This is a genomic window from Tropicimonas omnivorans (genome assembly GCF_031846565.1).
GTDB lineage: Bacteria > Pseudomonadota > Alphaproteobacteria > Rhodobacterales > Rhodobacteraceae > Tropicimonas_B > Tropicimonas_B omnivorans.
This window is the reverse complement of the sequence record NZ_JAVRHL010000004.1, coordinates 150462-164091: the sequence shown is the minus strand read 5'-3', so window position 1 is coordinate 164091 and position 13630 is coordinate 150462. Positions and strand designations below refer to the sequence as shown.

Below are 13630 nucleotides of genomic sequence, written 5' to 3'. Positions count from 1 at the left end.
GGATCAGCCCTCACGCCCGGTTGCGATGAGGACGATCTGCCAGAGGTAGGTTGCCGCGCAGAGGCCGAAGCCCACCGGGATCGCGGAGTAGTAGCCCCACATTGGAAACCGGATGGAGCTGTCGGACCGCTCCCCGAGGAGGACGGCGAAGTCGACCATGAGCCAACCCGCATAGGCGATGCAGGCCGCGATGCAGACCCCGAAGACGCAGGAGAAGAGCCGCAGGGCCAGCTGGATGCGCGGCGATAGGGTATCGACGAGCATTTCGACGCTGACGTGCATCTTGTCGCGGATCAGGCGGCTCGCGCTCAGCATCACCGCCCAGCCGATGAGGTAGACGGTCACCTCGGCGCCCCAGTCGGGCAGTCGCGCCGGCGCGACGTAGCGCAGGACGGATTCGCTGACCGTCAGCAATGCCGCCGCGAGGGCGAGGAGACCGGTCGCGCCGGTCTCCAGTCCGATGAGGATGGTCTTCATCGCGATGCCTCTTTCGTCAGTCGCCGACGACGGTGGAGATCCGCTCCACGAAGGCCGGGTCGATGCCGAGCACGTCGATGAGCGCGGGCTGCGCCGCCATCAGCGTCTGCCGCATCTCGTTCAAGGCCTCGGTGCTCGGATCGGATGTCTGGATGCCGTTCTCGGCGTTCAGCTCGCGGGCATCGGCCTGCCGCTCGGCCGCGAAGTCGCGCTGACCGTCGACCATCTCGTCCCACGTGTCGACGAACAGGGTCTGAAGGTCCTCGGGGAGCCCTTCGAAGACGCTGCGGTTCACCAGGGGCACGTACTGGACGATGGCCTGACGGTCTTCCATGGCGTATTTCACGCCGGCGTCCCAAAGCTTGGCCGAGGCCACGGATTCCTGGGTCGCCCAGAGCGAGGAGACGGTCCCGGTCTGGAGCGCCTGCGGCACGTCCGGCCAGGAGATCTGCACGGGAACCGAGCCCATGGTCTCGTAGCGCTGAACCGTAGCGGGTCCGCCGGGGACGCGCACCTTGAGGCCTTCGAGGTCGGCCGGGGTCTGAAGGTCCACGCTGGTGGAGAAGACGGTTCCGAAGCCGAGGTCGATCGGGCGGCCGAGCACCTCGACGGGCAGCTTGTCCTCGATCTTCGCGTGCAGCTCGTCGCCGACCTCGCCGTCCACCACGGCATAGATCTGGTCGCGGTCGAGGCCGTAGAACATCGGCAGCTGCTCGAAGTCGGCGGCCGGCACGAAGCGGGAGATCAGCTGGTATTGCGGGATGGCCATGTCGATGGCGCCCTGGGCAACCGCCGCCGCGGCCTCGCTATCCTTGTACTTCGCAGCCGCCTCGAAGATCTCGAGCTCCATGCGGCCCTCGGATCTCTCCTCGATCGCCTCGGCGAAGTCCTTCAGCCACACGTTCCGAACGTGCTGCGGGCTGGTGTCGAGCGTGACGGAGATCGTGTAGTCGGCCGCGAAGGCGGTGCCGGCGCTCAGGCCGGTCGCAAGGGCCGCCGCGATGAATGTGAACTTGGTCATGGAATCCTCCCGTTTTGCTGGCGCAGTGTTTAGCCGGCCTTGGCATAAAAGACTTATATAGATAAACGAATTCGACATAATAAATCGATTATGCCAGATGCCTCAGCTCGCCCATTCCCTTGATCTCAATCGACTTCGCGCCTTCCTTGCCGTCGCGGAGGAGGGCTCGATTACCCTCGCGGCAGGGCGGCTCGGCGTGGCGCAGCCGGCGCTTTCGTCCTCCATCAAGCGCCTCGAGACGGACCTCGGCGTCGCCCTGTTCGAGCGGCTGCCGCGCGGCATGTCCCTCACCCGTTACGGCCGCACGCTGCTGCCGCAGGTCTACGACTTGTTCGGCCGGCTGGCGGCGATGCGCGACACGCTCAAGGACATGGAGACGGAGCCCTCGGGCGAGGTGTCCATCGGGCTGCCGCCCTCTGCGTCGGTGGTCCTGACGCGGCCCCTCCTGCGCGTCCTCACCGAAGAGTTTCCCAAGGTCTCCCTCCGTCTGGTGGAGGCGATGTCCGGCTATCTCTACGACTGGGTCGAAGCGGGCGAGCTCGACATGGCGATCACCTTCAACGGCCTTGATACCGACACCGTGCTGTCGCGCCCCATGTTCCGGGAGGAGATGATGCTCTGCGGCGCCACCGACGCGATGCGGGACCTGCCCTCTCCCTTTCCGGTCGAACGGATCGCGGAGCTGCCGCTCATCGTGACCTCCGCGCGGCATACCCTGCGCAGCAACCTTCAACGCCAGATCGAGGCGCTCGGACATACGCTCAACATCCGGCTCGAGATCGACGCGGGCCAGCAACTGGTCCGCATGGTGAGCGGCGGCGAAGGGTACGGCGTCTTCGCTCCGAGCGCCTTCGTCTCGGAGCTGAAGGCCGGTCAGGTTCAGATCGTGCCCCTAGAGCCGCGATACAAACGGACGGTCTGCCTGACCTATCACCGCCGGAAACATGCCGACTGGGTGCACGAAGTCATCCGCGCGAGGCTCGAGGCGCTCATCCATGAGCTCCTTGGGTCGGGCGAATGGCCCGCCGGGTAGCGCAGCCCCTGGCCGGCCCCGCGCGCTGGTTCGGGAAAAGGCTGCACTTCGGGCCGACGATCGCCGCGCGCCGACGATGAAATCGGACCTCCTGCGCTGCCTTACCGGCGGACGAGGGCCGTCATCTCGAGTTCGACCTTCATCTCCTCCATCGCGAAGCCGCAGACGATCGTCGTGTTCGTCGGCCTCGGATCGTCGAACGCCGCGCCAAGCACTTTCGAGACGGCCATGATGTCCGAGCGGTCCTTGACGTAGACGCGAACGCGGACGACGTCGGACAGGGCGGCGTCCGCCCGGGCCAGCGTGTCAGCGATGGTGCGCAGGGACTGCCGCGTCTGCTCGGCCGCATCATCCGAAATCGTGTCATTCTCAAAGTCGTAGCCGGCGGTGCCGGACACGAAGACCCACTCGCCGTCGATGACGGCGCGCGAGTATCCGGCCATTTCCTCGAACTTCGATCCAGAGTTTATCGTCCAGCGTCCCCGACCCATGCGTCACCTTTTCGGTTGTTTGATCACGTGATCATGTATATCAGATCCGCTTAAGTGTGAACAAGAATACCGGGAGGCGCGCGTGCAGACTGCTCAGACGCCCGAGACAGGAAAGACCGGCCGGCTGGAGATCCGCGACGCCCGAAAGGCGTTCGGGTCCGTCCGTGCGGTGGACGGCGTGTCCTTCACCGCGGAGGCCGGCCGGATCACCGGCCTCGTGGGCCCGAACGGCGCCGGCAAGACGACGCTGTTCAATGCCATCGCCGGCGAGGCCTCCCTCGATTCAGGCACCGTCACCCTGGACGGAGCGCAGATCGGCGGCCTGGGCCCGCACGAGGTCTTCTCCAGCGGCCTGACCCGGACCTTTCAGATCCCGCGCCCCTTCGCGCGGATGACCGTGCTCGAAAATCTCCTCGTCGTGCCGGAGCGGCAGGCGGGGGAGCGGTTCTGGAATAACTGGATCGGCCGCGGGCGGGTCTCGCGGCAGGAGGCGGAGCTGCGGGAGAAGGCGCATGACGTGATCGCGTTCTGCAACCTCTCCGCCGTCGCAATGCAGCCCGCCGGGTCCATCTCCGGCGGTCAGCAGAAGCTCGTGGAACTCGCCCGCGCGCTGATGGCGGACCCCGGAATCGTTCTTCTCGACGAGCCCGGCGCCGGCGTGAACCCCGCCCTTCTCGACACGATCATCGAGCGCATCGTGGAGCTCAACCGCCGGGGCATGACGTTCCTCATCATCGAGCACAACATGGACCTGATCACCTCCCTCTGCGACTCCCTCGTGGTCATGGCGGCGGGCCAGAAGATCGCCGAGGGCAAGCCGCGCGAGGTCATCGCGCGGGACGACGTGGTCGAGGCCTATCTGGGGGGAGCGGCGGCATGAGCAATGCGCTACTGACCGTCAGCGGCGTCGTCGCGGGCTATCGCCGCGACCTGCCCATCCTTCACGGGATCTCGCTCGAGGTTCATCGCGGCGAACTCGTCACGATCGTCGGGCCGAACGGCGCCGGGAAAAGCACCCTCATCAAGGCGATCGCAGGCCTCGTCCCGATCAGCGAGGGGCGGGTCGAGCTCGGCGGCACCGACATCACTTCCCTCGCCACCCACAAGATGGGCGCCGCCTCCGTCGCCTACGTTCCCCAGACGGACAACGTCTTCACGACGCTGACCATCGACGAGAACCTGCGCCTCGGTGCCGCCGCCCTGCCCCGTTCGCTCGCGAAGGACCGCATCGCACAGGCTTACGAGCGCTTCCCTGCCCTGCGCGATCATCGCGATCGCAAGGCCCGCGTCCTCTCCGGCGGGCAGCGCCAGCTTCTCGCCTTCGCGCGATCGCTGCTGACAGAGCCTGCCCTGCTGATGCTGGACGAGCCGAGCGCGGGGCTGTCCCCGGCGGCGGTGAGCGAAGTCTTCGGACATCTGACCGACCTCAGCGATGACGGCATCACGATCCTCATGGTCGAGCAGAACGTGAAGGCGGCGCTGGCGATCTCGGACCGGACCTACGTCTTCGCGGAGGGCGAGAACCGGATCGACGGGCCGTCCGGCGTCCTCGCCGACGATCCGGACATGAAAGCAATCTACTTCGGCGGAACGAAACGGAGCACGCATGCTGCAAGCGCTGGCTGACGGTATCTTAAGCGGCGCGATCATCGCGCTCGGAGCGATCGGGTTGACCCTGACGATGGGCATCCTGCGCTTCGCCAATTTCGCCCATGCCGAACTGATCACCTGGGGCGCCTACATGGCGCTGGCGGCGGTCTCGCTTCTCGGCCCCCTCGGCGGCCCCATCGGCCCGTTTTCCTTCGGGCTGCCGCTGATCCTCGGCACCATCGCCGCCATGGGCCTGACGTCCCTCCTGGCACTCACCATCGACGGACTCGTCTTCCGGCAACTGCGGGGGACGAGCAATCACCTGACGCTCGTCTTCGCGTCCTTCGGCGTGTCGCTCCTCGTGCGGATGTTGATCCTGCTGATCTTCGGCGGGGCGGCGACCTACTATTCGAACACGCTGCAGATCGCGATTCCGGTCGCGCCGGGCCTGCGACTGATGCCGGACCAGCTCTTTGCGCTGGGGCTCGCGGCCGTCCTCGTGGTCGCACTCTACATCTTCCTGCAGCGCACCCGCCTCGGCCTGTCGATGCGGGCGCTGGCGGAGAACCCGGACCTGACCCGCGTCAACGGCGTCTCGACCGCGCGGGTGATCCGCTGGACCTGGATCATCGGCGCGTCCCTCGCAGCCATCGCCGGCGTTCTTTACGGGCTGACGGTGCAGCTTCGCCCCGAAGTCGGCTTCCACCTCATCCTGCCGCTCTTCGCCGCCGCAATCCTCGGCGGGGTCGGCAACATCCCCGGAGCCGTCATCGGCGGCATGATCGTCGGGCTGGCGGAGGCCTTCGCGGTCTTCATCCTGCCGCCGGGCTACAAGATGGCGGTCCCTTTCCTGATCCTGCTGGCGGTCCTCTATGTCCGGCCGACGGGACTGTTTGCAGGCACTGCGGGAGCAGCCAAATGAGCGGATTCGGCATCTACCTCGTCTTCTTCCTGATCATCGCGCTGAACTACGGGATCATGGTCCTCGGCCTGAACCTGCAATGGGGCTATACCGGCCTCTTCAACGCGGGCGTCGTCGGCTTCTACGCCATCGGGGCCTATGGCACGGCAATCCTCGCGGGGCCGGACCGGGCGGCGCTGATCGGCGGTTTCGGGCTGCCGTTTCCGCTGGCCATTCTCGGCGGCATGATCCTCTGCGCCCTGGCGGCCATCGTCGTGGGGCTCGCGACGCTCAAGTTGCGGGAGGAATATCTCGCCATCGCCACCTTCGGCATCGCCATCACGATCCAGCTCGTCGCCCTCAACTTCGAGAGCCTCACGGGCGGCGCCAACGGCCTCGTCGGCCTGCCGCGCCCCTTCATCGATGCCTTCGAGTCGACCACCAGCTACAACCTCTTCTTCCTCGCCGTCGTGGCCTGCGTCACCGCCCTCGTCTACGTCGCGCTGGAAGCCGCCGTGCGCTCCCCGTGGGGGCGCCTGCTGAACGCCGTCCGGGAGGACGAGGTCGCGGCGCGCTCGCTCGGCAAGAACATCGCGCTGATCCGGCTGCAGGCCTTCGTACTGGGCTGCACCCTGATCGGGCTTTCGGGCGGTATCTACGTCGCCTTCATCGGGTTCGTGAGCCCGCTCGACTTCCTCCCGATCCTCACCTTCCAGATCTGGGCCATGCTCATCGTCGGCGGCAGCGGCAACAATGCCGGCGCGCTCCTCGGAGCCATCGTCGTCTGGGCACTCTGGACCATGAGCGGCCTCGCGATCAGCCGCTTCAGCCCGGTCGGCTTCCAGAACCAGGCCGGCGCGATCCAGACCATGCTGATCGGCCTCTTGATCGTCTCCATGCTGATCTTCCGGCCGCGCGGATTGATCGGAGAACGTGCCACCGTCTCCAGCCATAAGGAGCGGGGCGCCCCGTGACCCTGCCGCCCCGGCAGGATCGCTCGTCCAGGCCGACAGAGCGCAGCAAAAAGCGCCGGCCTTTCATCCAACAGAAGGAGAAGACCCCATGACACGCTACCTTTGCTCCACCGCCGTCGCCCTCACGGCGAGCGCGTTCGCCGCCGGCTCGGCCAGCGCGCAATCCTGCGAGGTCAACGTGGGTGCGGTGCTGTCGATCACCGGCTCGATGGCCGCCATCGGCTCGGCGATCGGTGATGCGGGCCAGCTTGCCGTCGATCACTTCAACGCGGCCGGCGGCGTGAACGGCTGCGATGTGAACTACATCCTGCGCGACGACCAGGGCTCTCCCAATGTCGGGGTCGATGCCGCGAAGACGCTGGTGGAAATCGAGAACGTGCCGGTGATCCTCGGCGCGATCCAGTCCGGCATCTCCCTGCCGATCCTGTCCTCCGTCACGGTCCCGGCCGGCGTGACGCAGATTTCATGCTGCTCCTCCGCGCCGAGCTTCACGGAACTCGCCGAGGAAGGCGGAACGGACGGCTACTGGTTCCGCACACTGCCGACGGACCGTCCGCAGGCCGTCGTCATGGCGACCATCGCCCGCGAGAAGGGCTACGAGCGGATCGCCGTCGTTCACGTGAACTCCGACTACGGCAACAGCCTCGCCGGCAACTTCGAGCAGGCCTTCGAAGCGCTCGGCGGCGAGATCTCCAGCATCACGCCCTACAACCAGGAGCAGGCCTCCTACCGCGCCGAGATCAACAGGGCGCTTCAAGGCGAGCCGGATTCGCTCTTCCTCATCGCCTTCCCGGCGGACGGCGCCACCGCCGCGCGTGAATGGATTTCCTTCGGGGGCAGCCAGAACATGCTCCTGTCGAACGCGCTCCGGGCGGAAGAATTCGTGAACGCGGTGGGCGCGCAGTACCTCACCGAGGCCGTCGGCATCGACAACGCTCAGGTCGAGGGCGAGTCCGTCGAGGCGTTCAACGCATCCTGGGAAGAGCAGTACGACAGCGACCCGAGCGGTCCCGGCCTGCACACCATGTATGACGCCGCCGCCGTGGCGCTCCTCGCGATGGAGCAGGCCGGCGAGGCGGACGGCACCGCGATCCGCGACAACGTGCGCGAGATCACCGGCGGCGACGGCGAGGAGGTCTATCCCGGCCCCGAGGGGTTCGCGAAAGCCAAGGAGCTGATCGCCGCGGGAGAGCCGATCCGCTACGTCGGCGCCACCGGCCCGATCACCTTCGACGACAACGGCGACGTGACCGGTCCGTACCTGACCTGGGGCGTCGAGGACGGCGCTCTCGTCACCCTCGACACCTGGGACATCGAGCGGGTGAACGAGGCGATGGCCGGCGTCTCCGAAGAGTAAGCTGATCCCGGTGCGGGCGGCCCCGGCGGCCCGCACCCTGCCCCCGTCAGGCGGCGTCCATCATCTCGCACAGGAAGCCGTGGAGCGGATGCCCCTCCACCGCCAGCGCATCGAGAAGAACCGTGACGTGGTTCGTCCCGGGCACGACCATCGACGGCGCGCCCACCTTCTGCGCCATCTCGCTCGACTGCCGCAGGAACTCCCCCGTCTCGTCTCCGCCCACGGTCACGCGCAAGGGCGCATGGAGATCGACCTCGCGCCGGAGCGGGCTGAACCGGGCGACCTCCTCCGCGGTCAGTTGCAGATCGTCGTTCTGGAACGAGCGCGTGACCGGCTCTAGATCGTAGATCCCGCTGATGGCCAGTCCTCCCGCCACCTTGCCCGCGAGTTCAGGCGCATCGAGCAGCTCGACCACGAGATGCCCGCCCGCCGAGTTGCCCGAAACGAAGATGCGCTCCGGATCTCCGCCAAGCCCCGCAGCATTTGCGTGCAGCCACGCGACGCTGCGGCGGCAGGACGCGACCACGTCGGCCATCCGGGTGGCCGGCATCAGCGGATAGTCGATGACGGCGACGAGACTGCCCCTGGCCGCGAAAGCCGGCGCGATGAAGCTGAAGAGATCGGCATCGAGCGATTTCCAGAAACCGCCATGGATGAACACCAGCACCGGTGCGTTCGCCCCGGCCCCGCCCGCCGGCCTGAACAGGTTCAGCCGTTCGCCCGGCAACGAGCCGTAGGCAATGCCGCGCTCCGGCTGGCCCTGTTCCATGGCCTCCGTCGCCGCGCGCTGCCGCCTTGCAAAAAGGCCATCCAGATCGTCCACGTCATCGAGCGAGAACGCCCGGTCCATTGGCTGTGCCATGTGTTGCCCCCTGGCATGTAGTCGCGCCGCACGAGAGGGCGCCGTTCCGCCGCACACTAGACGCGGTCACGAACGGGGGAAACCGGACAGGGCACGCCGCCGGCCCCGGCACGCCCGGGCGGAGGGGGCGGCGCCCCGGATGACCGGCCGGCTCACCCCGCCTTGCGAGCGTCCTTGACTGCTTCGGGCTGCGCTCGCCACGCGGGAAGCGTGATGGCGGCGTGGAAGCCGTCGTCCTTCGACCGCAAGTCGAGCTCGCCCCCGTGCATCTCGGCAATGCGCTGCGCGAGCGGCAGGCCGAGGCCGATACCACCTGTCCGCCGCGTGTCGATATTCTCGCCCACTCGGAACGGCTTCAGGCACGATGGCAGGCTGCCGGACGGCCCTGCCCCGTCATCCATGACCTCGATGACGATATCGCCACTCGTCTCCTGGCGACCAACCAGGCGAGCCACCCTGCCCCCATGGACGAGAGCATTCATCATCAGACAGGTGACGGCTCCCTTGAGATGGACCGGATCGAACAGGGCTTGGCCAATCGCATCATCCATTTCGAGGGCGAGACTTGCCCCGCCCTCCTCGAACAGGAGTTCTCCCTCCAGGTGGACGGCCCTCAACATCTCGCGCATGTCGCCTTGGGTTTCCCCGAGGCGGACATCGCCGGTCGAGAGGTCGGAAAAGGTGAGCAGGTTGTCCACGAGGTCCGACAGGTGCCGGGCTGCCGTCGCCGTCGCGTCGGCCATGCGCTTGTCCGCCCCCTCGAGCCGCGCTCCGAGAAGCCGCGAAGACCCGAGGATCACGGTCAGCGGCGTGCGAAACTCGTGACCGACAAGGGCAAGGATCTCGCCCCGCGCGCCCCGGTCGCGCTCGGACTCGCGGTCGTCCCCGGACTGCGCGTGATGGCGGTCGAGCGTTTCGGCCACGATGCGCGCAAGGCTCTCCAGCATCGCGATCGCCGCCGGCTCGGGACGCTCCCGTCCGACATAGTCGAGGGCGCACAGGCTGCCGACCCGGAAGCCGGAAGCGAGCACGATGGGAGCGCCGACATAGAACCGCACGTGAGGGGAATTGACGACGACGGGATGGTCCCGGAACCGCGGATCGGCATGGGTGTCCGGAATGACGAGGGTCTCGGGCGTGATGATCGCATGTGCGCAGATCGAGTAGTCCCGGGACGTCTCCCCCACCGGGAAATTCGCGCGGGCGGCGAACCACTGACGCTCATCGTCCACGATGCTGACCAGCGCCGTCGGGACCCCCATGACCCCGCACACGAGTCCGACGATCTCCCGGAGTATCGGATCCTCGTCGGGCCTCACGTCGCTCAGGGTCGCGACCACAGCCTGCCGCTCTTCCTCGTTGAAGGGGATCGGGAATGGTCGCATCGAAGGTCATCCGTCAGCAGGGTTTCTCGTCGGCCGGCCTCTGAAGAGGCCACCGGCGCCGGAGAGGGATGCAGCCCGAATTGGCCCTCAATATGGCGTTCATGCCCCGGAAATCTGTCCCCCTGCCGGACTTCTCAGACATCCGCCCCGCTCATGCCTGCACACCGCCGGATTGCCCCGTCCATGCGCGTTCCGAACAGCACGCGCTCTATGATGCCGTCGCCCTACCAAGCCCATATCGGCACGAGGTCTATTACTTCCGGTGGCCTATCGGTGTCGTTGCAGAACTCACGGCTGGATGGAGTTTCAGTGGCAGGTCTGTCCGGCGATAGAAAATTCCGCCAGCGGTGGCTTGATCCCGTCCCCCCGGGCATGACGGAACTCGGACGACTGGAAAATTCTCTGCTGCGGCCTGCGGACCTGCGAGGCCGCGCAGGTCGAAACCGGTATCGAAGCCACGGCTATGCACCTTCCGGGCTGCCGCTCTGCTGGCGCGCCTCTTCCCGCCGTTCCTTGTAGAAGAACATGTAGTAGAAGACCGGGGCGGCCACGAGAGTGAGGATCGAAGCGAAGCCGAGCCCACCCATGATAGTCACCGCCATCGAAGCGAAGAACGCGTCCCACAGCAGCGGAATCATCCCCAGGATTGTCGTGGCCGCGGCCAGCACGACGGGGCGGACACGGCTGGTCGAGGCGCGAACGATGGCGTCCGCCATGCGCACGCCTTCGCCGCGCACGATGTCGATCTCCTCGACCAGGACGATGCCATTCTTGATCAGCATCCCCGACAGGCTCAGCAGACCCAGAAGGGCGGTGAAGGAGAACGGCATGCCCGTGGAAAGAAGCGCGATGGCCACGCCGTTGATCGCCATCGGGACGAGCAGCCAGATCAGCAAGGGCTGTCGCAGCTTTCCGAAGAGCAGAAGCGACGTCACGACCATGGCCAGAAGCGACACCGGCAGGACCTTGCCCAGATTGCCCTGTGCATCCTTTTGGCTTTCGTACTCCCCGCCCCATTCGAAATGATAGCCGGAGGGAAGCTGCATGGCTTCCAGATGCGGCTGGATCTGCGTCAGCACGTTCGACGCGTTCGCCCCGGTCGCGACACCGGCCTGCACCGTCAATGTCAGCATGCGGTTGCGCCGCTCCACCACGGAGTTGTGGATCTCGGGCGCGAAGCCGTCGACCACCTGCGAGATGGGAACATAGGCATTGGCCGGTTCCGAATAGACGAGCTCGTCCAGCAGACGTTCGCTGCGGTCGAGCCCGAAGTCGGGACTGCGCAGGATGAGCGGGATCTGCCGCGACCCTTCCTGATAGACGCCCGCCGCAAGCCCCTCGCTCGCCATCATGAGCACGTCCGACACATCTTCGCGCGTGATCCCGGCCGCCTGCGCGCGCTCGGACGCGTAGAGCGGACGCATCACCATCTCCTGTTCGAACCAGTTGGTGCGGATGTTGCGCAGGTCGGGGCCGTGCGCCTCCATCAGGGCCTTCGCCTCTTCGGCCAACTCGCGCAGGACGACGGGATCGGGGCCCGAAAAGCGCGCCTGGATCGGCGTCCCCCCGCCCGGGCCGAAGACCAGCTGCTCGGTCCTGAACTCGCCCCCCGGCAGCGCCTCCATCCCGAAGGCATCGAGCGCTTTGCGCAGCGGCACGATGTCCTCCAGCGAGCGGGCGCGGATGATCAGCTGTCCATACGAGGGCGCGGGATCTTCCGACTGGTAGGTCAGCATGAAGCGCGACGCGCCGCCGCCAACGAACGTCGTGGTGGCGACCACCTCGGGGCGACCCTCCAGCCAATCCTCGACGATGGCCAGGTCGGCCGCCGTGGTCGCGAGGTCGCTGCCCTGCGGGAGCTTGTAGTGGACGAAGAAGATCGGCGTGTTGCTGTTGGGAAAGAACTGCTGCCTGACGTTGCCGAAGCCGATTATGCACGCCACCGTCAACGCCACCAGGCCGGCCACCACCAGCCAGCGGAGCCGCAGCGCGGCGCGCAGCATGGCGCCGTATGCCCCAAGGACCTTTCCGACGCCGGGATCCGGCGCACCTGCTTCGCCCTGCCGGAACAGGTAATGCGCCAGAAGTGGCGTGACCGTCACCGCCAGCAGCCAGGACAGCAGCAGAGAAATGCCGACCACGGCGAAGAGCGAGAACAGGAATTCTCCCGTCGAATCCGGGCTGAGCCCTATGCCGGAGAAGGCGAGGATACCGATGATGGTGGCGCCGAGAAGCGGGATCTGCGTCTTCGAGGCCACCTCTTCCGCGGCATCGCGCGACGGCTTGCCCCGCGCCATGTCCACCTGCATGCCGTCCGCCACGACGATGGCGTTGTCGACCAGCATCCCCATGGCGATGATCAGGGCACCCAGGCTGATGCGCTGCATGTTTATGCCGAAGGTCGCCATGAAGAACAGCGTCCCCACAACCGTCAGCAACAGCGTGGTGCCGACAACGACCGCCGCCCGCCAGCCCATGAAAAGGCCCAGCACGATCACCACGATCGCGACGGAGAGCGCGAGGCTCAGGAGAAAGTTGTTCGACGCCTCCTCTACCACGACATGCTGCTGATAGATCGGCTCCAGACCGACGCCGTAGGGCAGCGTCCGGAAAATCGCGTCCAGCCGGTCATCGACGCGTTTGCCGACCTCGACCACGTTCAGCGTCGTCAAGGCCGAGACGCCGACCGTGAACGCCTCCTGCCCGCCGAGCCGGATCAGCTTTGTGGGTTCGGCGACGCGCTCGCGGCTGACCGTCGCGAAATCCTGCATCGACACCACCTGCCCGCCCAGCCCGATCGTCAGGTTGCTGATGCTCTGGACCGTGCCCGTCCCGTCCGGCGGCGCAATGGCCATGCGTTTGCCCCCTTGCGTGATCGACCCGGCCCGGTCGACCGAATCCGCCGTCGCGATCGCCCCGCTGACCGCCGCCGGCGGCAGGCCGAGATTGGCCATGATCGCGGGATGCGGCTCGACATAGATCGCCTCTTGCGGGAGGCCGTCCAGAACCACGTCCGCAACGCCATCCACCACCAGCAGCTCGCGCCGGATATACGTCGCGATGTCGTGAATCTCGGCGTCCGAATAGCCGGGCGCCGTGACGGCATAGAACAATCCGTAGACGTCGCCGAAGGCATCGTTGACGTAGGGCGCGCTGGCGTTTTCCGGAAGGTCACCGCGCGCCCCGTTCACCCGGTTGCGCAAGGTCTCCCAGATCATCGGCAGATCGTCGGGGCCATAGGTCGATTTGACGTCGACGGTGATCCGGCTCATCCCGCGTGTGTTCACCGACGAGATCACGCCGAGCTCGCCCATTTGCTGGATGGCCGATTCAAGCGGCTCGGAGACCTCGCGCGCGACCTCTTCGGCGGAGGCGCCGGGATACTGCGTGACGACGATTGCCGTCTTGATCGAGAAGGCCGGGTCTTCGAGCCGGCCGATCGTTGCGAACCCCCACAGGCCGCCCAGAAGACAGCCCAGCATGAGAAGCCAGGTGATCAGCGACCTGTCGATCGAGGCGCGGGCGATGGAGAACATGGG

General features: G+C 66.7%; 12 protein-coding genes. 6 read left to right on the top strand and 6 right to left on the bottom strand.

The genetic code is table 11. The annotated features are described in order from the left end of the window. Nucleotides 1–3: 3 nt before the first annotated feature. Together RM543_RS16650 and dctP are read right to left on the bottom strand one after the other, a co-directional pair. Nucleotides 4–477, bottom strand: coding sequence for a TRAP transporter small permease (locus RM543_RS16650; RefSeq protein ID WP_311693685.1), 474 nt, complete (start codon nt 475–477; stop codon nt 4–6). A gap of 16 nt (nt 478–493) precedes the next feature. After that, entirely contained in the window at nt 494–1498 is a 1005-nt protein-coding gene (dctP, locus tag RM543_RS16645) for a TRAP transporter substrate-binding protein DctP (protein WP_311693683.1), read from the bottom strand. A gap of 97 nt (nt 1499–1595) precedes the next feature. On the opposite strand from dctP, the gene RM543_RS16640 reads away from it, so the two are divergent. Next, on the top strand, nt 1596–2531 hold the full coding sequence (locus tag RM543_RS16640) for a LysR family transcriptional regulator (RefSeq protein WP_311693681.1): 936 nt from the start codon (nt 1596–1598) through the stop codon (nt 2529–2531). 101 nt (nt 2532–2632) lie between these two features. Here RM543_RS16640 and RM543_RS16635 read toward each other — a convergent pair whose 3' ends face one another. Then, nucleotides 2633–3022, bottom strand: coding sequence for a RidA family protein (locus tag RM543_RS16635; protein ID WP_311693679.1), 390 nt, complete (start codon nt 3020–3022; stop codon nt 2633–2635). An 82-nt stretch (nt 3023–3104) separates the two neighbouring features. On the opposite strand from RM543_RS16635, the gene RM543_RS16630 reads away from it, so the two are divergent. The 5 genes from RM543_RS16630 (at nt 3105) to RM543_RS16610 (ending at nt 7844) form a co-directional block, all read left to right on the top strand. Further along, a complete protein-coding gene (locus RM543_RS16630; RefSeq protein ID WP_311693677.1) occupies nt 3105–3902 on the top strand; it encodes an ABC transporter ATP-binding protein in 798 nt (265 codons plus the stop codon). Beyond that, nucleotides 3899–4648: an ABC transporter ATP-binding protein gene (locus tag RM543_RS16625; protein ID WP_311693675.1), complete on the top strand. Its 750-nt coding sequence runs from the start codon at nt 3899–3901 to the stop codon at nt 4646–4648. Before RM543_RS16630 ends, RM543_RS16625 begins: the two co-directional genes overlap by 4 nt. Beyond that, entirely contained in the window at nt 4629–5534 is a 906-nt protein-coding gene (locus RM543_RS16620) for a branched-chain amino acid ABC transporter permease (protein ID WP_311693673.1), read from the top strand. The genes RM543_RS16625 and RM543_RS16620 overlap by 20 nt, the downstream gene beginning before the upstream one ends. Continuing rightward, a complete protein-coding gene (locus RM543_RS16615; protein WP_311693671.1) occupies nt 5531–6487 on the top strand; it encodes a branched-chain amino acid ABC transporter permease in 957 nt (318 codons plus the stop codon). The genes RM543_RS16620 and RM543_RS16615 overlap by 4 nt, the downstream gene beginning before the upstream one ends. Nucleotides 6488–6575: 88 nt before the next feature. Next, nucleotides 6576–7844 carry an ABC transporter substrate-binding protein gene (locus RM543_RS16610; protein ID WP_311693669.1) on the top strand — a complete coding sequence of 423 codons (1269 nt, stop codon included), beginning with the start codon at nt 6576–6578 and terminating at the stop codon, nt 7842–7844. A 46-nt stretch (nt 7845–7890) separates the two neighbouring features. Here RM543_RS16610 and RM543_RS16605 read toward each other — a convergent pair whose 3' ends face one another. The 3 genes from RM543_RS16605 to RM543_RS16595 all read right to left on the bottom strand — a co-directional run bounded on the left by RM543_RS16605 (nt 7891) and on the right by RM543_RS16595 (nt 13627). Next, on the bottom strand, nt 7891–8706 hold the full coding sequence (locus tag RM543_RS16605) for an alpha/beta hydrolase (RefSeq protein WP_311693667.1): 816 nt from the start codon (nt 8704–8706) through the stop codon (nt 7891–7893). A 152-nt stretch (nt 8707–8858) separates the two neighbouring features. Then, on the bottom strand, nt 8859–10091 hold the full coding sequence (locus tag RM543_RS16600; RefSeq protein WP_311693666.1) for a GAF domain-containing sensor histidine kinase: 1233 nt from the start codon (nt 10089–10091) through the stop codon (nt 8859–8861). A 461-nt stretch (nt 10092–10552) separates the two neighbouring features. Continuing rightward, nucleotides 10553–13627, bottom strand: coding sequence for an efflux RND transporter permease subunit (locus RM543_RS16595; RefSeq protein ID WP_311693664.1), 3075 nt, complete (start codon nt 13625–13627; stop codon nt 10553–10555). Nucleotides 13628–13630 lie beyond the last annotated feature (3 nt).